The sequence below is a fragment of the Xanthomonas rydalmerensis genome (assembly GCF_033170385.1).
Lineage (GTDB): Bacteria > Pseudomonadota > Gammaproteobacteria > Xanthomonadales > Xanthomonadaceae > Xanthomonas_A > Xanthomonas_A rydalmerensis.
Genome location: NZ_CP126170.1, coordinates 303,546 through 325,798 on the forward strand (window position 1 = coordinate 303,546; position 22,253 = coordinate 325,798).

General features: G+C 69.8%; 19 protein-coding genes. 14 read left to right on the plus strand and 5 right to left on the minus strand.

The features are described from left to right. Positions 1-11 precede the first annotated feature (11 nt). The gene (locus QN245_RS01285; protein WP_317844342.1) at positions 12-2,639 is read left to right on the plus strand and encodes a putative peptide modification system cyclase; all 2,628 of its coding nucleotides are present in this window, start codon (positions 12-14) and stop codon (positions 2,637-2,639) included. Here QN245_RS01285 and QN245_RS01290 read toward each other — a convergent pair. After that, positions 2,591-2,914: an NHLP-related RiPP peptide gene (locus tag QN245_RS01290; RefSeq protein ID WP_255421793.1), complete on the minus strand. Its 324-nt coding sequence runs from the start codon at positions 2,912-2,914 to the stop codon at positions 2,591-2,593. The genes QN245_RS01285 and QN245_RS01290 overlap by 49 nt on opposite strands. 173 nt (positions 2,915-3,087) lie before the next feature. On the opposite strand from QN245_RS01290, the gene QN245_RS01295 reads away from it, so the two are divergent. The 7 genes from QN245_RS01295 to QN245_RS01325 all read left to right on the plus strand — a co-directional run bounded on the left by QN245_RS01295 (position 3,088) and on the right by QN245_RS01325 (position 11,184). Further along, complete coding sequence (locus QN245_RS01295; RefSeq protein WP_317844343.1) at positions 3,088-4,272, plus strand: putative peptide maturation dehydrogenase; 1,185 nt, start codon at positions 3,088-3,090, stop codon at positions 4,270-4,272. Positions 4,273-4,691: 419 nt separating this feature from the next. Further along, complete coding sequence (locus QN245_RS01300) at positions 4,692-5,240, plus strand: hypothetical protein (RefSeq protein WP_317844344.1); 549 nt, start codon at positions 4,692-4,694, stop codon at positions 5,238-5,240. 51 nt (positions 5,241-5,291) lie between these two features. After that, on the plus strand, positions 5,292-5,882 hold the full coding sequence (locus QN245_RS01305; protein ID WP_317844345.1) for a hypothetical protein: 591 nt from the start codon (positions 5,292-5,294) through the stop codon (positions 5,880-5,882). A 43-nt stretch (positions 5,883-5,925) separates the two neighbouring features. Beyond that, on the plus strand, positions 5,926-6,867 hold the full coding sequence (locus tag QN245_RS01310; protein WP_317844346.1) for a papain-like cysteine protease family protein: 942 nt from the start codon (positions 5,926-5,928) through the stop codon (positions 6,865-6,867). Positions 6,868-6,883: 16 nt separating this feature from the next. Then, complete coding sequence (locus QN245_RS01315; protein WP_317844347.1) at positions 6,884-7,507, plus strand: hypothetical protein; 624 nt, start codon at positions 6,884-6,886, stop codon at positions 7,505-7,507. Between the two features lie 76 nt (positions 7,508-7,583). After that, positions 7,584-10,598, plus strand: a complete 3,015-nt coding sequence (locus QN245_RS01320; RefSeq protein WP_317844348.1) for a hypothetical protein — start codon at positions 7,584-7,586, stop codon at positions 10,596-10,598. After that, entirely contained in the window at positions 10,588-11,184 is a 597-nt protein-coding gene (locus tag QN245_RS01325) for a phage tail protein (protein ID WP_317844349.1), read from the plus strand. The genes QN245_RS01320 and QN245_RS01325 overlap by 11 nt, the downstream gene beginning before the upstream one ends. Here the strand turns inward: QN245_RS01325 and QN245_RS01330 are convergent. Beyond that, positions 11,175-11,999, minus strand: coding sequence for a hypothetical protein (locus QN245_RS01330; protein WP_317844350.1), 825 nt, complete (start codon positions 11,997-11,999; stop codon positions 11,175-11,177). The genes QN245_RS01325 and QN245_RS01330 overlap by 10 nt on opposite strands. Positions 12,000-12,106: 107 nt before the next feature. On the opposite strand from QN245_RS01330, the gene QN245_RS01335 reads away from it, so the two are divergent. Both QN245_RS01335 and QN245_RS01340 read left to right on the plus strand, forming a co-directional pair. Then, positions 12,107-15,487 carry an nSTAND1 domain-containing NTPase gene (locus QN245_RS01335; protein WP_317844351.1) on the plus strand — a complete coding sequence of 1,127 codons (3,381 nt, stop codon included), beginning with the start codon at positions 12,107-12,109 and terminating at the stop codon, positions 15,485-15,487. After that, positions 15,468-15,929, plus strand: coding sequence for a hypothetical protein (locus QN245_RS01340; protein WP_317844352.1), 462 nt, complete (start codon positions 15,468-15,470; stop codon positions 15,927-15,929). The genes QN245_RS01335 and QN245_RS01340 overlap by 20 nt, the downstream gene beginning before the upstream one ends. Positions 15,930-16,171: 242 nt before the next feature. Here the strand turns inward: QN245_RS01340 and QN245_RS01345 are convergent, their stop codons facing one another. After that, positions 16,172-16,666, minus strand: a complete 495-nt coding sequence (locus tag QN245_RS01345) for a cupin (protein ID WP_317844353.1) — start codon at positions 16,664-16,666, stop codon at positions 16,172-16,174. Positions 16,667-16,815: 149 nt separating this feature from the next. Beyond that, positions 16,816-18,438, minus strand: a complete 1,623-nt coding sequence (locus QN245_RS01350; protein ID WP_317844354.1) for a SulP family inorganic anion transporter — start codon at positions 18,436-18,438, stop codon at positions 16,816-16,818. Positions 18,439-18,736: 298 nt separating this feature from the next. On the opposite strand from QN245_RS01350, the gene QN245_RS01355 reads away from it, so the two are divergent. The 4 genes from QN245_RS01355 to QN245_RS01370 all read left to right on the plus strand — a co-directional run bounded on the left by QN245_RS01355 (position 18,737) and on the right by QN245_RS01370 (position 21,629). Continuing rightward, on the plus strand, positions 18,737-19,156 hold the full coding sequence (locus QN245_RS01355; RefSeq protein ID WP_160964580.1) for a hypothetical protein: 420 nt from the start codon (positions 18,737-18,739) through the stop codon (positions 19,154-19,156). A 218-nt stretch (positions 19,157-19,374) separates the two neighbouring features. Continuing rightward, on the plus strand, positions 19,375-19,575 hold the full coding sequence (locus tag QN245_RS01360; RefSeq protein ID WP_160964578.1) for a hypothetical protein: 201 nt from the start codon (positions 19,375-19,377) through the stop codon (positions 19,573-19,575). 41 nt (positions 19,576-19,616) lie between these two features. Next, entirely contained in the window at positions 19,617-20,717 is a 1,101-nt protein-coding gene (locus QN245_RS01365) for a DUF3182 family protein (protein WP_317844355.1), read from the plus strand. A gap of 3 nt (positions 20,718-20,720) precedes the next feature. Further along, positions 20,721-21,629, plus strand: coding sequence for an alpha/beta hydrolase family protein (locus QN245_RS01370; RefSeq protein ID WP_317844356.1), 909 nt, complete (start codon positions 20,721-20,723; stop codon positions 21,627-21,629). 251 nt (positions 21,630-21,880) lie between these two features. Here the strand turns inward: QN245_RS01370 and QN245_RS01375 are convergent, their stop codons facing one another. Further along, positions 21,881-22,210, minus strand: a complete 330-nt coding sequence (locus QN245_RS01375; RefSeq protein WP_317844357.1) for a hypothetical protein — start codon at positions 22,208-22,210, stop codon at positions 21,881-21,883. Positions 22,211-22,253 lie beyond the last annotated feature (43 nt).

A 22,253-nucleotide genomic window follows, 5' to 3' on the forward strand; every position in this document is an offset into this window, starting at 1 on the left:
GAGCCGCCGCCATGACCGACGCCCCCGCACCGCCGCCCGAGGTCCCGCAGCTCCGCACCCTGCTGCTGACCGACCTGTGCGACTCGGTGGCGCTGGTGGAAAAACTCGGCGACGCCAAGGCGGCCGAACTGTTCAAGCAGCACGACTCGCTGGTGCTGGAGCTGCAGCAACGTTGGCGTGGCCGCCTGATCGACCGCTCCGACGGCCTGCTGCTGCTGTTCGAACGGCCCATCGACGGCCTCGGCTTCGCCCTGGACTACAGCCGCGGCCTGCACGCCCTGGGCGCGGCGCGCGCGCTGGAGCTGAAGGTGCGCGCCGGCCTGCACGTCGGCGAGGTGCTGACCTGGCGCAACAGTGACGCCGCGGTGCAGGTGGGCGCCAAGCCGCTGGAAGTGGAAGGCCTGGCCAAGCCGACCGCGGCGCGGCTGATGACCCTGGCCCGACCCGGACAGATCCTGCTCTCGGCGGTGGCCGAGTCGCTGACCCATCGCGCCGCGCGCGAACTGGGCGAGCGCGGCGAGCGCCTGCTGTGGAAATCGCACGGCCGCTGGCGCTTCAAGGGCATGCCCACCGCGCAGGAGATCTACGAAGTCGGCGAGATCGGCCACACCCCCCTGCGCGCGCCCAAGCCCACGCCCAAGGCCTGGCGCGACATCCCGCTGTGGCGCCGGCCGGCGGCGCTGGCGGCGGAAGCGGCGCTGATCGCCGCGTTCGCGCTCGGCGCCTGGTTCGTCACCCGCCCGCAGCCGGCCATCGCCTTCGCCGAGCGCGATTGGGTGGTGGTGGGGGATCTGCGCAATCTCACCGGCGATGTCGCCCTGGACGACTCGCTGCAGCAGGCCTTCCGTATCAGCCTGGAACAGTCGCGCTATGTCAACGTGCTCAGCGATCTGAAGGTGCGCGATACGCTGATGCGGATGCGCCGCGATCCAGAGCACACGCCGTTGGATCGCGCCATAGCTTCGGAGATCGCGCAGCGCGACGGTGCGCGCGCCGTGCTGCTGGCCACCGTCTCGGAGGTCGGGGGACGGGTGCGGGTGAGTGCGGAAGTGGTCGATCCGCGGACGCAGGCGACCGTCTATGCCGAGTCCCACGACGGCCGCGGAGCGGGCTCGGTGCTGGCCTCGATCGATTCGGTGACCGCATCGCTGCGCGAGCAATTGGGCGAAGGCGAAGAGATCATCAGAAAGAATTCGCCGCCGCTGCCGAGCGTCACCACCAGCAGCCTCGATGCCCTGAAGGCTTACGCCATCGCGGTGAAGTACTTCACCCGGCGCGACTATCAGACCGCCGATCAGTACTTCGCCAAGGCGGCGGAGATCGACAAGGATTTCGCGCTCGCCTACATGGGGTCGATGCGGGTCGAGATCTCCACCGCCAACAACCGCGCTGCGCTGCAGTATCTGGCCAAGGCCATGGCCTTGCGCGACCACCTTTCCGAACGCGATGCGCTGTACCTGGATGCATGGGCGAGCGAACTCGGCCCGCACCCGTGGCGGCAGGCCAAGCAGAAGTGGAAGATGCTGTCGGAACTGTATCCGGACTACTATGCCGGCGCGGCGCAGTTCGCCTGGGACGAGTTCACCGAAGGCAATTACGCTTCCGCCGCGCATAGCGTGCAGAAGTTCGCGGTGCCGCAGAATCCGCTGCGCGACGTGGCGGTGGAACTGCAGGGCCGCATCTACCTGGCGCAGGGCCGGTATGGCGACGCGCTGAACGCCTTCAAGCAGGCCGAGGAACTTGGTGGCTATCCGGCGACCCGGCGCCATGCTGCGGCGTTCGCGGCGATGAAAGACTATCCGGCGGCTGGCAGGATCATGGCGGCGCTGGCGGCGTCGGGAACGGCGCTGACCGACCACTTCGAACAGATCTCCATTCCGCTGGACCAGGGACGTTTGCACGATGCCGCCGCTGCCGCGCAGGCGGCCGTGGCGGCGTCGGCGGATGCCGAGCCAGTGATCCGTTATCCCCTGCAGATCGCGCAGCAGGCGGTCGCCTTCGTTACCGATCCGCGCACGGTGGACAGGGCGTTGTTGGCGCGAATCGCCGGCGAAGCGTTGGAGCGCGCGGTCCACGGTGACGCCGGCGATCGCGACGACCTGATCATCGTCGCGATGTCGGCGATCCGCTTGGCGCAGCGCAGCGGCGACCGAACGCTGTACGACCTGCACGCTGCGCAGCTCGCGTCCCTGGTCGCGGAGTCGGGCTTTCCGCCCATGACCAAGCTGCTGTCCTTGCTGCAGGCGCAACAGCTCGTCGACAGCGGAAATCCCACGCGTGCGGTCGCTCTGTTACGCGAACAGATCGATGGCCGGGAGCCGTACCAGCTCCATGTCAGCCTGCGTGACGCCTTGCTCGCGGCCGGCGAGAAGAAACAGGCCATCGCCGAAAACGACTGGCTGGTCGCGCGTCGCGGCCTGGCGTACATCGAGCCGACCGGCGGACTGGTGCTGCAATCGATGAATGTCGCCGACGCGAACCTGGCGGTGCTGAGTACCACGGAAATCCTGGCCAGCCTTGGCGAGGCCGACCAGGCACGGCAGAAGGCGGAAACCTTCCGACGCGCCTGGGCCGGGCAAGCGCTACCGAACTATCTGGCGGTCAGGCTGGCGACGACGGAACCCGCCTCGAAACAGTGAACGACCGTGTGCGTACCCTCGGCGGTGAGGTAGGCCAGCAGCAATTCCAGGGCTTCCTGGATTTCTTCCTTGCTCGCCAGGTCCGACGTGCACAGGCAGGTCGGCTCCTCCAGCGCGGCAGCGGCGCGTTGCTCGGAAAGGCCGAGGCTACGCAGCGCCGCGCCCGGATCCTGCGCGAACAGCGCGCGGAAGTCGTCGTCGGTGGACAGAAGCGTGAGCAATTGCTGGGCGGTGGCGAGATCGAAGGGCGGATGCCCCTGCGGCTGATCGGTCATGATGTGGTCCCCTGTTGCGATAGCGGTGGACATGCGATGCACGCATGGTGGAGGTGCGGTTGCCACGGGTGCTCGCAGGAGCGACCGGGGCCGCGACGGTATCCTAGCAGTCCGGCATCTCTCCAACGTGGCAAATCGATGCAGCGCTCCCGCACCGCGGAAACGAGGGATTCATGCGCCTGAGGCGCTGCGCCGTGCTGTTCGTCGAGGCGAGGGAAAGCGTGGCGTTCGACCTGGCTAGCCTGCTGCGGGGCGGTGCGGGCCTGCGTCGCCGGCGGGCCTGGGTCGCCCTGGCGCCGCACTTGGACGGCGAGCTCGAACTGGACGTGGCCGAGCTTCCGTTGCTCGGCCAGGTCAGTCCTACGGAATGGGTCGAGCGCGCACAACTGGTCGACCATGCGGACGATGCGATCGAGCGGGCGCTTGAGCGCGGCCTGCTGATCGGCGACGACGCACGTTCTGCGGCGTTTCGCGAACGCGACGAGGCATTGCGGTCCGCGCATTGGTGGCCGGCTGCCGCCGTCGCGCACTGGGCGAGCCGTTGGCAGGGCATCGATGGGGTGACCGCGATGGAGCGCAACGGCATGGTGTCCGCCCCCGACCTGCGCCGCAAGCTGGGGGCGCCACCGCCCGAAGTGCAGGAGGTCGATTCCGGTCTCGCCAGGATTCCGCTGCCGCGGCTGGACGACGGCGCGTTCGAGGCCATGCTTGCGCGTCGCGTCACCTGCCGCAACTACGACGCTGCCCGCACGCTGCCGCATGCGCTGTTCCTGCGCATGTTGCAGCGCGTGCTGATGGCGCGGGCGACGCTGCGTGTCCAGGACGATACTGTATTCCTGAAGAAGAACGTGCCGTCCGCTGGCGGGTTGCATCCCACCGAAGCCTATCTGCTGGTGCGCCGGGTGGAAGGGATCGAGCCGGGGCTGTACCACTACCACCCGGTGGAGCATGCGTTGTCACCGTTGTCGTGCCCGGGGCCGGACATCGACGCATTCGCGCGTCTGGCGCTGGCCGGACAGCACTGGTTCGCCGATGCCCACGTGCTGGTGCTGCTGGCGCCGCGATTCAACCGGACGTTCTGGAAGTATCGCCAGCACGCCAAGGCTTATCGCGCACTGACCCTGGACGTCGGCCACATTTCGCAGGCGTTGTACTTTTCGGCGACCGATCTGGGGTTGGGCGCGTTCGTCACCTCTGCCATCAACGACGTCGATCTCGGCAAGGCACTGGGCCTGGATCCGATGCGCCAGAGCGTCATGGCGATCTGCGGCTTCGGTTGGCGGTCCGAGCACGCAGCGACGACCGAGTTCGATCCGGCGTGCGACGTCTGGGCGGCGGGGCCGCCTTCGCGGGCCTGAGTGTCTCGCGACGGTTCGGCCGGCCGTCGCCATTCGGCGCCAAAGCATCGCAACCGCGGCGCTTGCGCAGCGAGCAGCTGAGCGATGGCGATGCGCTCGATCCGCGTGAACTTCTCACATTCCGCGCCGGCACGTGCCGGTGAGACATCGCGTTCCTGAGCCAGGAGCCGTGGCGCCCTGCGGAAGCTGGCCGTGGTCATGGGCATCGCCAGGGCCTCCGCCTGCGTGTCGAAGCGATGTTGATACGGACAAGGCCGCGTATCCGCCGTCGCCCGATACCGTAACGATACTTCGATCGCGCCGCCATTGCGCCTAACGTCTGCATCGTCGGTTCTCGCCACGCCGGGATTGCGAAGCGCAGCCAGCGCCGACCCCAAGTCCGCCAGATCGCCTTCGGTCCAATCCTCTCAGGAGCACACATGAAAAACATGACCTTGCGCAACAACACCAAGTACGTGGCCCAGTTCGTGGTCACCAAGGGCCAGCAGGTCGTCGCACGCATCCCGGGCATCGAACCCAATTCCTCGATGCTGGTGCCGACCGACAATGCCTACGAAGTGACCGCGACGGCGGTCATCGACGGCAACACCTACATCTCCGCGCCGCTGCAGGTGTCCGGACCCACCGGTTTCCTGGCGCAGGTGCTGCAGGTCAGGGCGCAGGGCACGTACGAGTTCAACGTGGTGGAGGTTCCCAGTCTCAACCCGAGCCAGTTGCAGTTCCAGAAGACCTGCCTGAGTCCGGTCACCTTCACCATCACCAAGAACAAGCGGCCGCTGCAGAGCGTGGTGGTGAACGACTCGTTCGAAGTCCAGTCGTTGGACATCAGCGACACGTACTACGTCTACGCCGTGGTCAACGGCGTCACCACCGACACGCTGACCACCAGCAACCCGGAGTCCACCATCACCGCCAGTACCGACAGCAGCGATCTGGAACGCGGCTACGCCACGCTCGACCTCGGTTGAGCACGTGTCCGGCCCGCATGCACGGGCCGGACTTCCTTCTGAGGAACGATCATGGCACTCGAATGCGGCCCATCGCTGATCGTGCGCAATCGCATGCGCGTGGATGCGCGCCTGCGCTTCCATTGCGGCCGCCACGCACTATGGGACACGCGCCTGCAGCCCGGTGTGTCGCTGGACGTGCCGGACCTGGCCTACGCCGACATCGAGATCGCGACCTGCCATCTGGATCCACAGACGCAGGTGGCGAGCAGGCTGTCCACGCGCATCGACGGCGGCTTCGGGCGCAGCGGTGTCGAACTGCCGCGGCTGGTCGCCAAGGTGCAGTGCGGCGCGGGCGGCAGCGGCTTCGCCGTCGCGCAGGAAGCGCACCCGGACGCCCAAGCGCTCGGACTGCTGAACCTGACCGGCGCGGAGGTGCGCTTCCACTGCCGGTTCCTGTGTACGCCGTTCGAGTGCGTGATGAACGTGCCGCCGCAAGCGACGCACCTGCTGCGCCTGGGCCACGTTCAGCTGACGGTGACGGTCGATGGGTTGACGACCGCAGGGCTGCCTTTGCTGCCGTGGCGCAGTAGCGCCGCCACCATCGAACCGTCCCACGACAGCGGCGAGCCGCGCTTGCAGTGGTCGCCGGCCGGACCTTGATCCATTCCTTCCTTGCCGTCGGAGCGACACCATGGACAAACAGATGCTCAGCTTCACCAGCGCGGTTCCCGCGGACCAAGTGCTGACGTACGCGCTCAAGGACAGCACGCCGGGGGCGAGCCCGATCAGATTCTCGCTGGCCTGCGACGGGACGATGGAGTACGACTGCGGCCATGACATCCCGCCATGGACGGTCGACTACTACGTCAACGAGAACAAACGCAACGGGAAGCTGCTCTCCAACGGCCAATGTCAGGTGCCGCAGGCCGGTTCGCTGATCTCCGTGGACGACGGCCATCACTGCGTGATCGGTCCGCCAGCGCCGTCTGCGCTGGCCGGCGAGTCGTTCGCTCCCATCGATGGCGTGCCCGCAACCGGGGAGAACGCGCTCCTGCCGGCGCTGCCGCAGGTGCTGTCGACCGCTGCGCCGGGCGAGCCGGCAATCGGATTCGCGCCAGCGCATGCCGATGCCGCGCCCACCGTCGCGCCGCCGCGCCTGCGTGCCGACATCGCCGGGTATGTGCAACAGGCGCAGGTGCAGACGCAATGGTGTTGGGCCGCGGTCGCGTCGTCGGTGGCGACCTTCTATGCGCCGCCGCCCAATCCCGAGTTCAGCCAATGCTGGCTGGCCTGCTGGGCAACCGGTGCCGACACCTGCTGCGCCGACGGCGGCAGTGCCGCGTGCAATCAGCCGCAGTTGCAGAGCCAGGCATTGCAGCACGTGGGTCATCGCCGTGCCTCCAGCGCCGGCCGGTTGTCGTTTGCTGAAGTCCGCGCAGAGATCGATGCGCTGCGGCCGATTGCGGTCACCGTGCTCTGGGCCCGAGGCGGCGGTCATGCGCTGGTGATCACCGGTTACAGCACGTTGCAGAGCAGGCCGTACGTCACCGTGCAGGATCCGTCTGGTGCGGCCACCGCGCTGGTCGCCCTGGACGACTTCCCCATCGGCGGCAGCTGGAACTGGACCGTCACCACCCGCGCTTGAATTCGGAGTTCCCCTCATGAAGATCGTTCCCAATCCGAACCTGCCGGATGCAACGGCGCAGGTCGTGGCGCTGGTCGCCGACGCGCTGGCGGCGGCGGTCGCGCCGCCAGGCCTGCAAGGCGTGAGTGCCGAGCAGATCGGTATCGAGACACCGCACGCGATCCTGGAACTCGCACTGCAGGACCTGGCCGACGGCCGCGGTCTGGACAGCGCGACGCGTACCGGGCTGCGCTATCTGCTGCGCAACCCCAAGGCCGCGGACGCGATCGCGGCAGTGGCCGATGTCGGCATCGGCCGCAGCAATCCGGCGGCGCTGTGGGTCAAGTCGCTGAGCCATGGCGCCTGGTCGAGCCGACTGGCCAGTGCACTCGCGCGGATGGCCGCGTATCCGGCGCCGGAGACAGCCGGCAGCGTCGAGCTGGCGCTGTTGCGCTGCCGCGGCGTGAATGTCGAGGCGTTGGTGGCCCTGCCCACCGCCGGCGGCCACGCGATGGTGTTCCCGTTCATCAGCGCTGTCCCCGCGGTGCAAGGCGGCGCCTACCGGGAATCGGCCTTCTTCGACGCGCTGTGGCCGGAAGCCCGACGCGCGCAGCGGGTGTTCGCCCGGTCGCGCCCCGACGAGGAATCGTTTGTCGGCTGATCGTCTCGCCCCGCAGCGGCGCCATCGCCGTCGCCGCTGCGGCGTGCCCGTTTGACTTCTCCCACGTGGATCGCTCATGTCCCTGTCTGCCGACACCCTCGTCTCCGCGCCCTCCGCAGTGCCTACGGACGCGCCGCATCGCCACCTGTGGCAGCACGCGGCGCGCGCCGGATTCCAGGTGCAGGTGACGTGGTCCTGGCGCGAGGAAGGGCGTGGCGTCGAAGGCGAGGTGCGCGATCTGCGCGGCGGCGAGGCCGTCGCCTTCGCGCTGAGCCTGGCGGAGGGTGCGCACAAGGCGCTGCTGATGCTGACGCATGCGTCAGGCAGGCAGCCGGAGACCTTCATCGACGTAACGCTGCGTCTGGTGCGCGAGCACGATGCGGTCGCGCTGATGTGCAACCTGCCGCTGGACGAGAGTCGCTATCTCGAGCAACGCGTCGGTGAATGGCGCACGGCGACGCCGGACCAGCCGGACGGGGATGCGGGCGACAGCGCGGACGATGCGTCCTTCATCCAGGCGCAGGCGCGCGCGGAGGATCTGTTTCCGTTCGTGTGGATGCAGCCGCCGAGCCCGTCGCAGGCCGCCGACGCCGCGTTGCGCTTCCTGCGCTGTCCCGATGCGTTGCTGAAGAACGCAGCCACCGCGATGCCGTTGTACGCCGCCCTGCAGGCCGCCGCCGATGCCGCGGCGAAGATCGCGGCGGCGCGGCAGTTCCGCACCGGGACGGCGTTCGTTCCTGCCTTGGAGGCGCTCGGCGCGACCGTGGCGGCGATGCCGGCGCTGGCGACGCACCTGTGCGGGATTGGCGGCGAGTGGCCGGTGTCGGAGATGCGCGCTTACGTCTGCGCCGCACTCGGTTTGCCGGCGGGAACCACGCCCGCCGACTATCTGGCCGGGGCCGAGTGGCAGGCGGCCGAGCCGCAGCTGTGGCAAAGCGTGTTCGCCTTGGCATTGGTGGGGACGGCGCCCGATGCGGTGTTGGCCGCACACCTGATCGCGGCCTTGCGGGTGGGCCGCTTGCTGGCCCTGCTGCCGGCGACGGCCGCGACCGCAACGCCCACCGCGGCCGATGCCGAGGCGGGCGCCGCCGCCGCCCCTGGCCCCGATCCTGCCAACACCAACACCAACACCAACACCGCGCCGACGCCGTTCCCGCCTGCGCGTCCCGCGCCGTCGCCGCAGCACGCCTCGGTCCGCCAGAAGGTGCTGCATGCCCGGGTGGTGGTGCCCGACGCCGTCGCCACGCAACCGCCGCAGCCTGCGTTGCGCGGTGCCACCGCCGATGGGCGGGCGCGCTGGGAGGTGCTGGGCGTGGGTGAATTGAAGATGGCGCGGCATCGTCTTGCCGGGTATGCGCCGGGCGAGCTGGCCGACGTGGTCAACGTGATGCCGCGCGAACGCCAGGAGGTGTCCGAGCGCAGCGTCGAGCGTCATGTCGAACGCACCCGCGCCAGCACGGTGGAGACGCATGCGCAGGAGCAGCGCCAGTTGCGTTCGGCCAGCAGCGAACTGGCCGACAGCATCGCCGAAGTGATGGCGGCCGATGGCCTGGGACGCAACCTGAGCGGCGTGCAGCCCAGCTACGAGAACCTCAACATGCAGCTCAGCGGCACCTGGGCCGGCGCCGCGGCCAAATCCGGCTGGCGCAGCCGCGACAGCGCGTCGCTGGCGCAACGCATCACCGAACGCGCCGCGCGGCGCATGAACGATAGGGTCAGCCAGCGTCGCGGCCAGGAATGGCATGCGCTGCGCGAGCAGCGCCGCGCACAGTCCATCGACAATAGCGGCCATGGCCGTCTGGTCGGTGTGTACCGCTGGATCGACCGGGTGGTGCAGGTGCGGCTGGACCCGCTGGGCAGTCGCCTGGTGCTGGAATTCGAGCTGGCGCAGCCGGCGCAGCCGTGGCTGGCGCAATTGCGCCTGGCCGCCACGCCGCCGCTGCAGCCGCCGCCGACCTTGCCGCTGCCGGCGAGCGGGCAGCCCCCATGCAGCGTGGTCACCGCGGACAACTACCTGGCCTTGGGCGCGACCTACGGCGTGTTCGACCTGGAGCCGCCGCCGTCGCCGCAATGCACGGTCAGCGCGACCCTGGATCGGGTCGCGCTGGCCGATCTGGGGGTGCTGCGGGTGCCGGAGGGTTATCAGGCGCAAACGGCGCAGGTGACGCTGGCCGTGGCCGACAGCCGCTACGTGATGGCCTGTTCGATCGGCGGCCATGACGCCAGCGCCACCTCGCCCACGGCATTGCCGGCGTTGAGTGCGCCATTGCCCGCCTACGCGACCGCGACCGCCGCGGGCCCGGCGCAGATCGCGCCGCCGGTGGTGATCCAGCCGTATCAGAAGACCCAGCAACTGAGCGGGCTGACGCTGGCCGGGGCGGTGCCGGTGACGGTGATGACCTCGGCACCGGCCTTTGCTGTGTGCGTCAGCCTCGACTGCGCGTTGATCGGTGGCGCGGCGGCGTCGCCGCTGTTCCAGGCCTGGCAGTTGCGCCAGTTCGCCCGACTGCAGCGCGCCTGCGCCGAGGCGTGGAGCGGCTACGACGCCGCGCTGCGCGCATGCATCGACACGGCAGCGGTGCAGCCGCTCGCCCTGCAGCGCCAGGTGCTGCAGCAGGCGTGCATCGCCGCGCTGCTGCCGGCGCTGCCCGCCGAGGCACTGGGGCCGCGTGAGTTGGAGGCCGTGCTGGATGCCGCGCATATGACCTGGCAGTACCAGGCGTGGCCGCTGGACAGCGTTCACCCCTGGCCGGTGCCGGCGCCGGGACAGGCGCAGCGCGCGTCCCAGCAGGAGAGCCTGCAGGGCTTCCTGCAGGCGCGCAGTGCGCGGGTGCTGATGCCGGTCGCGGTGGGCTGGGAAGCCTGGCTACTGTGGTTGCTGCAATGCCCGGCGCCATGGGCCGGCGGACCTGCCGACACGCCGGTGGTCGCCAGCAGCGAGGGGGTGCTCGAGACCTTGTACGGCGCGGCCGAGTTCCCGCCGGAGCCGGCGCCGCGCTGGACCCTGCGCGTTCCCACCACCTTGCTGTATCTGCAGGACGGCGCAGGCCTGCCCATGCACATGCGCCAGGAGTCCGCCGATGATCAATAACGGGTTCTATTTCCCCGGCCTGCCGCTGCCCCGGGGACAGGTGCCGATCGGCGTGGTGCTGCCCTATGCCGGTCCGCTTGCCGACACCGATGCGCTGTCCAGCGCGGCCCGGGCCGAGGTGCGGACGCGGCTGGCCGCGGACGGCTGGCTGTTCTGCAACGGCGATGCGCTCAGTTGCAAGGACTACGCGCTGCTCTATGCAGTGATCGGCACGGCCTTTGGCAGCGATGGCAATGGGCATTTCAACCTGCCGGACCTGCGCGGCCGCTTCGTGCGCGGGGTGGACGGCGGCAGCGGGCGCGATCCGTCGCTGGACAAACGCCAGCCCGCCGCCTCGGGCGGCAACACCGGCAACCAGGTCGGCTCGGTGCAGGCGGACGCCTACCAGGGGCACGAGCACGACTACAGCGCGTCCAGCACCAGCATCGAGGTGGAGCCGGGCGAGGTGCCGGTATTCGGCCCGGTGGACACCGTCCAGGCGACGACCAGCCAGCTCGCCGATCAGGCCGGCGATGGCGCACCGCGCGCAGACAAGGAGACCCGTCCGGTCAATCTCTATCTCAACTACATCATCCGCTATCGCTGAGCGCCGTGCGGCGGCGCGAACACGTCGTGGCGCAGGCGGGCGCAGATTGCCGTGGACAGCGCTTCCTGGGTCTGCAGCACACCCTCGTCCGGCTGATCGAAGCGCTCGCACCACAGGACGCATTCGCTGTGCGGATCGACCAGGCGCAGGGTCGCCCGGGCGATGCCTTGCACCTGCCGCACGCTGCCTTCCAGCCGATAGGCCGATGCCGCAGCCGAGGTGCATGCGGAGGGCAGGGCGGCGCCGCTCGCCACGCAGGGCGAGACGATCGCCAGTCCGCCCAGCTCACGATGCAGCCGATGCATCAGCTCCTCGCGCAAGCCCAGCGCGAAGCGCACCGCACCCCGCCCCTCGGCCAGCGCCTGCAAGGCGGACACCAGCAGCGTGCGGTGCGCCGCGCCGGCGGCCGTGCGCTGGGTCTGGGAACGGTGGATCAGCGCGGTGTAGCTGCCGTTTGGGATCTCGAAGCGCAGCGGATCGGCAGCGCCAGCGTCGGCGTAGTAGCGGCCCAGTCGCTCGCGCAGCCGCCCGACCTGTACCCGCACGCTGGGATCCTCCTGGGGGCTGTAGGTGCGCGGGTTCTTGCCCAGCGCTTCCAGGCCGATCCGGTACTCGCTCGGCCGTGCGTCCTGGCCGTCGAGGCTGGCCTCCACCAGGTAGCGCAGCAGCCGGCGCATGCAGGGCGAGCGGGCGAACGGTGGGCTCGCCAGCACCCCGGCCAGGGCCGCGCGTACCGCCTCGGCCTGCTCCGGCGCATTGCGGTTCGATGTGACGGCGGCGGTGGCAAGGGCGCGGTATGGGTGGCTGTCCTGCATGGAGGCGGCTCCGTAAGTGCACCACCTGGCGGATGTATACGAAGCGTGATGGTGCGTTCGGTAGACTGGCGGCGGCCCACTGCGGCGTCTCTTCCGATTACCTTACGATGCGTAACTTGTTGGAAGAGCAGGGGTTTGGTCCCGAGCCCGATGGCGCCCCAGCGCATGCGTTGCCGCTCCAGGAGCGCTTCCGTTTCGGCGCGTGGTGGGTCTGGCCGCAGGCCAACGCCATCGCCGGCGAGGTGGATGCCACGCGCCGGCAACTGGAACCGCGCCTGATGCAGGTACTGGTCGCGCTGTGCGCGCGTCCGGGCGAGGTGCTCAGCAGCGAGCAATTGCTGCACGCCTGCTGGGGGACCACTGTGTATGGCGACGGGCCGCTGCACAAGGCCATCGCGCAACTGCGCAAGGCGCTGGGCGATCCGCCGGGGCAGGCCCGCTACATCCAGACCATCCGCAAGCGCGGCTACCGCACCGTCGCCGCAGTCCTCCGCGATGCGCCGCATGTGCCGCCGCGCGAACCCGCACCCTGGCGCGACGGTTCGCCCTTCCGCGGACTGGAGCCGTTCGCCTCGCAGCATGCGGCGGTGTTCCATGGTCGCGCCCGTGCCCAGGCCGAACTCATCGCGTGCGTGCGCACCCAGCATGCCCACGGCGTGCCGATGGCGTTGCTGCTCGGCCCCAGCGGCAGCGGCAAGACTTCCCTGCTGCAGGCCGGGCTGCTACCGGCGCTGCAGGATCCTGCAGCCGGCGATCTCGCGTTGCACACGGTGTCCAGCGTGGACAGCGCGCGTATCGCCCTGGTCGGCCCCTGGTTGCCGCTGGCGGAGGCGCTCCTCGGCTGGCGCCTGGTAGGGCAGCCGCTGTGGCCGGGGCAACCGGCGGCGGTGCTGGCGCGGCGCCTGGCCGAGGCCTCGCCGTTGGTACTGACCGAGCTAAGCTGGCATCTGGACGTGGGCCTTGGGCGGCCGCGCCGCGGCCCTGCGCTGGGCCTGGTGGTGGATCAACTGGAGCAGCTGTTCCTGGCGCAGGATCTGGATGAGCCGGCCCGCGCCGCCTTCGTCGACGTCCTGCAGGCGCTGGCGGCCAGCGGCGAGGTGCTGGTGCTGCTGGCCTGCCGCAACGACTTCTATCCGCAACTGACCGCGCTGGCGCCGCTGCTGGCATTGAAGCTGCGCGGCGGGCATTACGACGTGCAGCCGCCCAGCCAGGCCGAGATCGCGCAGATGATCCGCCTGCCGGCACGTGCCGCCGGCCTGCGCTTCGGCACCGATCCGCGGACCCAGGCGCACCTGGACGACGTGCTGTGCGCCGTCGCCGCGGCCAGCCCGGATGCGCTGCCCCTGCTGCAGTACGCCCTGCAACAACTCTACGAAGCACGCACGCCGCTCGGCGAACTGAGCGCCGAGGCCTACCAGCGCATCGGCGGCCTCGAAGGGGCGGTGAGCTACCGCGCCGAAACCGTGCTGGCCGCGCTCGACCCGCGCGAACGGGCCTGCCTGCCGCAGATCCTGGCGCGGGTGGTGTCGCTGGCCGAGGACGCGGCCGTGGTCGGGCGCCGCGTCGCCTGGCGCGACATCGATAGCGCCGCCCAGCGACAACTGGTCCAGGTGTTCGTCGAGGCGCGGCTGTTGGTCAGCAGCGCCGGTGCCGGCGATGCCGAATTCGCCGTTGCCCACGAAGCCCTGTTGCGGCGCTGGCCGCGCGCCATCGCCTGGATCGAGCAGCATCGCGCTGGGCTGCGCGCGCGGGCGCGGCTGGCGGCGGTCGCCGCGCGCTGGCAGGAGGAGCGGCGCAGTCACGACCTGTTGCTGCCGGAAGGGCGTCAGTTGGACGACGCGCGGCAGTTGCTGGCCGACGGGACGATTCCGCTGGCCGCGCCGGAGCGCGCGCTGATCGCGGCCTCGGCGCGGCGTGCCGGCGGCCGCCGGCGCCTGCGCATCGCCGCGTTCGCCAGCATCGTCGGGCTGGGGCTGGCGGCCGGCGCCTTCGGGCTGCTGGCCTTGCGGTCCGATCGGCAGGCGCAGGCGCAGCGCAGCCGCGCGGAAGGGTTGCTGACCTACATGCTCGGCGACTTCGGCGACAAGTTGCGGCCGCTGGGACGGCTGGACCTGCTCGAGGACATCAGCGCCAAGGCGCTGGCCTACCTGACCGACGCCTCGGCACCGGCGCGCACCGCGCCCGAGCAGCGGCAACGCGCGCAGGCGCTGGCGTTGGTGGCCGAAGTAGAGGTGGCGCGCGGCCATCCGCAGCAGGCGGTGCAGGCGCTGGACGCCGCGCAGGCGATCCTGCGGGCGCGCCTGGCGCAGGCGCCGCAGGACGTCGACGCCCTGCGTCTGTCCGGTGCCAATGCCTTCTGGCTGGGCAAGATCGCCCTGGACCGCAACGCATGGCGGCAGGCGCAGGCGCATTTCCTTGCCTACCTGCAGGCCGGCCAGCGTTGGCAGATGCAGCGCCCGCACGATGTCGATGCGTGGGTCGAGCAGTCGTACGCGTTGAACAGCCTGGGCACGCTGTGGCTCAGGCACGACGATCTGTCGCGTGCAGCCGACGCTTTTGCTGCCTCCATCGCGCTCAAGCGCGCCGCGCTGACGCGGCGTCCGCACGATCCGACACTGACCGCCGAACTGGCCGATAGCCTGACCTGGCAGGCCTCCGCGCAACGCCGTCGCGGCGCACTGGCGCAGGCGTCCCGCACCTACGCCGAGGCGATTCAAACGCTCGAAGGCATGCATGTTCCGGTGCCGCGCGATGCGCTGTGGGGCCATCGTCTGGCCACTGCGCTGACCAACGGCGCCGAACTGGATGCCGCCATGGGCGATGGTGCGGGAGCGATGGCGCGACTGCAGCGCGCCATCGCCCTCCTCGATCCGCTGGTCGCCGCGCAACCGGAGCAACTGCAGTGGCAGCGCGACCGGCTGTACGCGCAACTGCAGCGCGCACGGCTTGCCGCGCCGGGAGCGCCGGCGCGGTCGCCGAGCGCATGGCGCGCGCTGGTCGATGCTTCACGGGCCCTGGTGGCGCACGATCCGAGCAATGCGCAATGGCAACGATTGCTGGCAGCTGTGCAGACCCAGTCGGCCCTGGCGTTGTCCGCTACCGGCGCTCGCGCGCAGGCCGGCGAGGACATCGCGGCAGCGGTGGCGATCCTGCAGCCTGCCCACCTGCGCAACCCCGACAACATCAATGGCCGCCAGGCGCTGGCCGAGGCGTGGCTGGCATCGGCGCAGATCGCCGGTCGCGACACGGCCGCCGCCCGCTCGGCGTGCCAGCGCAGCGCCGACCTGTTCACCGCGGTCAACCAGACCAGCGAGGACTACCTTATTCTCCTGCCGTGGATGCGCAGCCAGCACTGTCTGGGCAACGATGCGGCCGGCGCGCGCGTCGCACGCCTGCTGGCCACGATCGGCTACCGCGGCGCATCGCATGACGACTTCGATCTTCCACTCACCAAAGGACGCTTGCCTCATGACCCAGCACGCCCATAACATCCTGTCGCCCGACGATCCCATCGCCACCATCGAGGTGACGGTCTACGTCTACCGGGTGACGGATCGCGATGCGCCGCAGCCGCACGGCAACACCGCCAGTGGCCAGTACATCGTCCTGCTCGACAAGGACGTGGTGCACGTCGAAGCCGCAGGCGTCTCCACCGATATCGTGTATCGGCTGAGCCCCGACACCGTGGCACGTGGCATCGCTTTCACCGGTGCCTTCGCCAGCGACCCGCGCTTCCAGCTCAGCGGCCCTTATCTGCGGAGCAGCGCGACCGGCTCGGCGGATCCTGCCCACGACGTCCTGTCCTACCAGCATTGCAACACCCACGCCAGCCTGATTTCGTTGTCGCTGCAGTTCAGCGACACGCAACAGCCGGACAGGAGAGTGGCCTACGACCCGCAGGTCACCAATTCGCCTGGCGATAACGGCTGACATCGTTGCGTTGGTAGTGCCGCCTTAGCCGCATCGCACTAGCGGCTGGCGTCGGCGTCATGGACATAGAGGCGGCTGAGCAGCGGGACGTGCGTCGATCGCCAACTCCGCCGATGCCGGGTGTTGCACCCGGCATCCCGCGGCTCGACGCCATGCCTGCTTCGCGACGCTGCAGACCCCGTGTTCCTCCACGTCGTTCCGAATCCTTGGCATGGTCGCCATCGTGGCTGCGCGCGGATCAGTCACGGCATTTGCCAATGCTCCAGCAATGGTCCACCCGTCCCGAGTAACGGATCGCTCCGCGGAAACGGCACCTCGGCGATCCGTTGCAGCATCGCGGCGCTGGGCGCCTCCCGGCAGATGTCCCAGTCCTGGCCCTCGGGATAAGCGCCGACGACCATGAAGTCGGCGCTGGCGAACAGCCGGCAGTGGCCGGTGCCGGCCGGCAGCAACAGGGCATCGCCAGCCGCGAGCGCGACCTCGATGCCGCCGGGGCCGCCGAGCAGCACGCGGGCGCTGCCACCGGCGACGCCCAGTACCTCGTGCGCGGTGGAGTGGTAGTGGTGGTAGTCGTAGATGCCGTCGCGCCATTGCGGCGGCCAGCCGTGGGCGCCGAAGCGGCGTTCGAAGCCGTCGGCGTCGATGGCGCCGACGCAGTGCCGGTAGTGCAGCACCGGCAGGAACGGGTGGTTGGGCACCCAGTCGTGCGGCGGTAGTTGCCAGTGGTCCAGCGGCATCGCGGTTCTCCTGCACGGTCGTCGGCAGGCCGATGCTAATCGGTCGATGTCGTCGCCATGTCGCCACAGGAACGCAAGCGCGGTGGCGGTCGCGCGGCGTGCCTGCTGCCCACGCGATGCGCCGCATCGCGCGGTGTCCGGATTGCCCCTCAATGCAGAGGCACACTCTCCACGTCGCCGTTCTGATGCGTACCCAGCCGCCCGACCATTGCCGCACTGCTCGGGTTCAGTCCGACCACATGGACCTGCGCGCCGTGGCGGCGGAACTTCAGTACGACCTGGTCCAGTGCGCCGATGGCGCTGATGTCCCAGACGTGCGCCTGGCTCAGATCCAGGGTGACCCGCGCCGGCGCATGGGCGAAGTCGAAGGCGCCGGCGAAGCTGCCGGCCGAGGCGAAGAACAGCTGGCCGCGGATGCGGTAGGTGTGGCCGCCATCGGCGTCCTGGCTTCTGGCGATATCGAGCATGCGCCCGACCTTGCGCGCGAAGAACAGCGCCGACAGCAACACCCCGGTGAGCACGCCGCGCGCCAGGTCGTGGGTGGCCACGGTCACCACGACGGTGCCGAGCATCACCACGCTGGAGCTGGCCGGGTGGGTACGCAGCTGCACCAGCGAGCGCCAGCTGAACGTGCCCACCGAGACCATGATCATCACCGCCACCAACGCGGCCATCGGGATCTGCCGTACCCAGGCGCCGGCGAACACCACCAGCAGCAACAGCACGCTGCCGGCGACCAGCGCCGACAGGCGGCCGCGCCCGCCGGACTTCACGTTGATCACCGACTGCCCGATCATCGCGCAGCCGGCCATGCCGCCGAACAGGCCGCTGACGATGTTGGCCAGGCCCTGGCCCACGCATTCGCGGTTCTTGTCGCTAGGCGTGTCGGTCATGTCGTCGACGATCTGTGCGGTCATCATCGACTCGAGCAGGCCGACCACCGCCATCGTCGCCGCGACCGGGAACACGATCCGCAGCGTCTCCAGCGTCCACGGCACGGTCGGCAACAGCAGGCTGGGCAGGCGATCGGGCAGTTGCCCCTTGTCGCCGACGGTGGGCACGTGGATGCCGAAGTACAGCGCCAGTCCGGTCAACAGCACGATGGCCACCAATGGCGGCGGTACGGCCAGCCCGCGCGTCCAGCGGTGCCCGAGCAGCAGCGCCGTCGCACCGCCCACGGCGACCGGCAGCAGCGTCCACGGCGCCATGCTGCCTGCGGTCAATGCCGCGCCCAGCACCAGCAGCCACAGGCCGATGCCGGGGAAGCTGCGTCGAGACAGCCAGGGCAGGCCGTAGATCAGCAACAGCCCCAGCGCCACCAGTGGGTACACCGGCACGGGCACGCCGATCAGTTCGGGCAGTTGCGCCATGAAGATCAGGATCGCCAGCGCGTTGACGAAGCCGGTGATCACCGAGCGCGAGACGAAGCGCATCAGCGCGCCGAGCTTGAACAGCCCGGCCAGGATCTGCAGCACGCCGGTCAGCAGCGTGGCCGCCAGCAGGTAGGGCAGGCCGTGTTGTTTGACCAGGCCGATCATCAGCAGCGCCATCGCGCCGGTGGCGGCGGAGATCATGCCGGGGCGTCCACCGGCGAAGGCGATGGTGACGCAGATGCAGAAGGCGGCGTACAGGCCGATCTTGGGGTCGACCCCGGCGATGATCGAGAACGCGATCGCCTCGGGAATCAGCGCCAGTGCGACGACCAGGCCGGCGAGCACGTCGCCACGAAGATTGCCGCACCAGGATTGGCGCAGGGAAGAGGAAAATTTCAAGGTAGACACTCCCGACACCGCCCTGTCGCAGGGCAGCGCTCGCTGTATGCAATGGAAAACCAGCAACCTGCGGCCAGCCGTCGAGGCGGGCCGATGCGAGCGGCGGGGTTCAGGGTGGCGTCATGGGAAGCGCGTGGTGAGGGATCGGCGCGAGCAGAGGCGCGTCGCCAGTATACGCGACGGCTGTCGCCGTGCCCGCTGTGACCGCATCCACGCTGCCGCCATCGTGCGACTCACGTTGCGCTCACTTTCGCGGCGCAGAATGTGGCAATCGCAACGCCGCATCGTGGAGTCGGCCATGCAGGATCTACGCATCGATCATGTCGATGGCGCCTTGTCCGCCCTGGACCAGGCCGACCCGCAGTACAAGGCGGCGCTATGGCAGTGGGCGTGCCTGGAAATGCTGCACGAGACGCTCAGCGCCATGCACCAGCTCTCGCACCGCGCCGGCGTGGCCGAACTGGTCGCCGATGCCTGGCTGGCACCGGTCGATGTCATTGCGCCGGAGCAACCGTTCCTGGAGCGCGCCGCATTGGCCGATCCCCGCGTGCCGGCGTTCGCACTGGCGCTGGATGCGGCGTCGTCGCGGCAGTCGCGCGCCGAGCTGTGGCGCAGCGGCTACGCCAGTGCGGTGCAGGCCACCTTGCAGGGCATGCAGGCATTGGCCGGCAAGCACCGAATCGACGCGCGGCTGCCGCAGCACGCCGCAGTTGCCTGAGCGCTGCGCGGAGCACGCCATTCGTGCTGCTGCGCCTTCGGGCGGGCGTGATAACGCGGCATGTGTTCTGCTCGTACTGAGTCGTCTTCGTCGCTAGCCTCGGCCGTGCGCGCCGGGGCGCAGCACCGCCTCGACATTGCGCTTCGCTGGTCGCGCAATGACACGCGCCCCACATCGCGTTCACCCCCATGCGACGGCCTTCGCGACAGCCTGGGTGCATGCGCCACGACGACCGCCATCCTGCGGCTCCCCCTTCCGCGCCCTCGCCGCCACCGAGGCGCGTCCGAGACGCCAGCGGCACTTCCGAAGCCGCGGCCTGGTGGCGGCAGCTGCGTGGCAGCCGCTGGCTGGGCGCAGTCGTGGTGCTGCTGTTGCTGGCGCTGGTCGTCGTGCTCCTGCTGCGCTGGGGCGGCGCGTGAACGAGGCAGTGCGCCTTCCCGATCCGCACGGAGCATCCCACATGGCCCGATCCGCTCCCCATGCCCAGGTCCGCGCCTGTCATCTGCGCGAGGCCGCGTCCGCTGGCCATGAGGCGGCCACGCATGCCTGGGTGGTCGCCGAAGTGGCGCGCCTGATGCATCTGCCGTTGCACGAGGAAGGCTGTGCTGCCGGAGCCTGTGCGTTCTGCGTGCCGGACGAAACCCTCACCACCGCGCAGGCCGAACAGTTCGGCGTGCATGCCGCGGCCGATCTGCTTGGCGGCGTGGTGCCGCATGCCTTCGTCGCGACCAAGGCGATCAGCCATCCGCTGATCGATGCCGATGCACAGGCGCCGGATGGCTGGCAACCGGACCTGGGCGTGGCGCTGGCGTCGGCCACGCTGCCGGGCTACACCGCCTTCAGCGCAGCGGACGCCCGCCGCGCGTATGCGTGCCTGTGCGAGGGCGGCCAGGTGCGGCTGAAGCTGCCACATGGGGTCGGTGGACTGGGGCAGGTGTTGCTTGGCGATGCGCAGGCGCTGGATGCCGCGCTGGCGGCACTGCCCGCACAGGAGCTGAACCGGCATGGCGTGGTACTGGAACGGCATCTGCACCAGCCGACCACCTTCAGCGTCGGCGAAACCCACTGCGCCGGCGTGACCATCGCCTACTGCGGCACGCAATCGCTCACCCGTGACAGCAGCGGCCGCGAGGCGTACGGCGGCTCGGAACTGCACGTGATCCGCGGCACCCTCGACACGCTGCTGGAGCAGCCATTGCCGCCGCGCCAGCGCACCGCGGTGATGAAAGCGCGCGATTACGATCGACTGGTGGCCGCGGCCTATCCCGGCTTCTATGCCTCGCGGCGCAACTACGACGTGATCGAGGGCCTGGTGCCCGACGGCAGCGTCGCCTGCGGCGTGCTCGAGCAGTCCTGGCGTGTCGGCGGCGCCACGCCGGCGGAACTGGCCGCGGTCGCCGCGTTCCAGCAGTCGCCGACGCTGCAGCGCGTGGTCGCCGCCACCGTCGAACGGTACGGTGCGCATCCGCCGCCGCCGGCCGGGGCGCAGGTCTACTACGTCGGCGAGGAGCCGCGCACCGGCCTGCTGACCAAGTACCGCTACATGCGCAGCGCGGCCTGATCCATGGAAGCCGAACTTTCCAGCATCGACATCGCAGTGGATGGCGCATCCCTCAGCGGCACCCTGCTGACGCCGACCAGCCGCCTGCCCGGCGTGCTGTTCGTGCATGGCTGGGGTGGCAATCAGCACCACAACCTGGTGCGCGCGCGCGAGGCGGCGGGCCTGGGCTGCGTCTGCCTGACCTTCGACCTGCGTGGCCACGAAGGTCTGGCGGCGATGCGCGAGACGGTGACGCGCGCGCAGAACCTGGACGACATCAAGGCGGCCTACGATCGCCTGGCGGCGTCGCCGCAGGTGGATCCGGAGTCGATCGCGGTGGTGGGGCTGAGCTACGGCGGCTATCTGGCCGCGTTGCTGACCCTGGAGCGGCCAGTGGAGTGGCTGGCGCTGCGCTCGCCGGCGCTGTACAAGGACGCGCACTGGGACGGCCCGAAAGTCGCGCTGAACCGCGATCCGGACCTGATGCCGTACCGGCACCGCGTGGTGGCGCCGGCGGACAACCGCGCCCTGGCGGCATGCCAACGCTATCGCGGCGATGTGCTGCTGGTGGAGGCCGAGCGCGACGTGATCGTGCCCGGGCAGGTGCTGAGGAACTACGCCGCCGCGTTCTCCAACGCACGCTCGCTGACCACGCGCACGATCGCCGGCGCCGATCACGCGCTGACCGAGAAGGCGCACCAGGCCGCCTACACGCGCTATTTGATCGACTGGTTGACCGACATGGTGATCGGACGCCGCGTGGCGCTGGCCAGCAGCGTGGTCGAACAACGCAAGCAGCGGCTCAAGCGCAGCGAGGGCGATGCAGCGACGGCGCCGGGCCAGGGGTCGAACGCGTTCCACGGCCGCCTCGAAGCGAAGGAGCGCAGCGCCCCGCCGCCTACTTCCACCTCGCCGCCCACTTCGTCGCGTTGAGCCGTATGCAGCGCGGGAGGCGTGTGACCGCTGCACGCGGCGCAGGCCGCGAATGTGCCGTGTGCGCGATGGTGTGCTAGCCGGTTGTCGCTGCTGTGCCGGCAGGCGGCGCCCTGGGCGCTTTCAATAACGCCCGAAGACTCGTCGTAGGAGCGGCTTCAGCCGCGACAGCAGTTCCCAGTAACGCCAGTCGCGGCTGAAGCCGCTCCTACACGGGCGACGATGAGATGCCCCGCTGCGCGAGGCGCTCTTCAGTGACAACGCCCCGCATGCGCCAGGTGCTGCCAGGCATGCCGCACCAGCCAGCGCGCCTCGTCCCATGGCACCGACAGCATCGGCGCGCACTGGTGATAGGCGTCCTGCAGCACGCGGTACAACTGCGCCTCGCTGGCGCGCGGGTAGGCCAGGTACACGTCGTAGCCGATCTTCAGCAACTGCGCGTAGTCGGTGAAACCCTGATGGCCGAGGCGGCCCTCGGCGTGGGCCTGGCGCCAATACGCCATCTCCGCGTCCAGATCGACGGCGTGGCGGTGCTGATGCGCAGGATTGGCAGGCTGGGCAAGTGCGGAGGCGGTGTGCATGGACGTCACTCCGATGTCGGCGATCCCCTGTGATGCCGATCCT

What these genes read in the sequence shown, in the direction of transcription:
- QN245_RS01340 (WP_317844352.1), top strand. Translation starts at nt 15,468, where the DNA reads ATGACCCAGCACGCCCATAACATCCTGTCGCCCGACGATCCCATCGCC.
- QN245_RS01345 (WP_317844353.1), bottom strand. Translation starts at nt 16,666, where the DNA reads ATGCCGCTGGACCACTGGCAACTACCGCCGCACGACTGGGTGCCCAAC.
- QN245_RS01375 (WP_317844357.1), bottom strand. Translation starts at nt 22,210, where the DNA reads ATGCACACCGCCTCCGCACTTGCCCAGCCTGCCAATCCTGCGCATCAG.
- QN245_RS01285 (WP_317844342.1), top strand. Translation starts at nt 12, where the DNA reads ATGACCGACGCCCCCGCACCGCCGCCCGAGGTCCCGCAGCTCCGCACC.
- QN245_RS01305 (WP_317844345.1), top strand. Translation starts at nt 5,292, where the DNA reads ATGGCACTCGAATGCGGCCCATCGCTGATCGTGCGCAATCGCATGCGC.
- QN245_RS01325 (WP_317844349.1), top strand. Translation starts at nt 10,588, where the DNA reads ATGATCAATAACGGGTTCTATTTCCCCGGCCTGCCGCTGCCCCGGGGA.
- QN245_RS01335 (WP_317844351.1), top strand. Translation starts at nt 12,107, where the DNA reads ATGCGTAACTTGTTGGAAGAGCAGGGGTTTGGTCCCGAGCCCGATGGC.
- QN245_RS01360 (WP_160964578.1), top strand. Translation starts at nt 19,375, where the DNA reads ATGCGCCACGACGACCGCCATCCTGCGGCTCCCCCTTCCGCGCCCTCG.
- QN245_RS01315 (WP_317844347.1), top strand. Translation starts at nt 6,884, where the DNA reads ATGAAGATCGTTCCCAATCCGAACCTGCCGGATGCAACGGCGCAGGTC.
- QN245_RS01310 (WP_317844346.1), top strand. Translation starts at nt 5,926, where the DNA reads ATGCTCAGCTTCACCAGCGCGGTTCCCGCGGACCAAGTGCTGACGTAC.
- QN245_RS01295 (WP_317844343.1), top strand. Translation starts at nt 3,088, where the DNA reads ATGCGCCTGAGGCGCTGCGCCGTGCTGTTCGTCGAGGCGAGGGAAAGC.
- QN245_RS01320 (WP_317844348.1), top strand. Translation starts at nt 7,584, where the DNA reads ATGTCCCTGTCTGCCGACACCCTCGTCTCCGCGCCCTCCGCAGTGCCT.
- QN245_RS01355 (WP_160964580.1), top strand. Translation starts at nt 18,737, where the DNA reads ATGCAGGATCTACGCATCGATCATGTCGATGGCGCCTTGTCCGCCCTG.
- QN245_RS01370 (WP_317844356.1), top strand. Translation starts at nt 20,721, where the DNA reads ATGGAAGCCGAACTTTCCAGCATCGACATCGCAGTGGATGGCGCATCC.
- QN245_RS01300 (WP_317844344.1), top strand. Translation starts at nt 4,692, where the DNA reads ATGAAAAACATGACCTTGCGCAACAACACCAAGTACGTGGCCCAGTTC.
- QN245_RS01330 (WP_317844350.1), bottom strand. Translation starts at nt 11,999, where the DNA reads ATGCAGGACAGCCACCCATACCGCGCCCTTGCCACCGCCGCCGTCACA.
- QN245_RS01290 (WP_255421793.1), bottom strand. Translation starts at nt 2,914, where the DNA reads ATGACCGATCAGCCGCAGGGGCATCCGCCCTTCGATCTCGCCACCGCC.
- QN245_RS01365 (WP_317844355.1), top strand. Translation starts at nt 19,617, where the DNA reads ATGGCCCGATCCGCTCCCCATGCCCAGGTCCGCGCCTGTCATCTGCGC.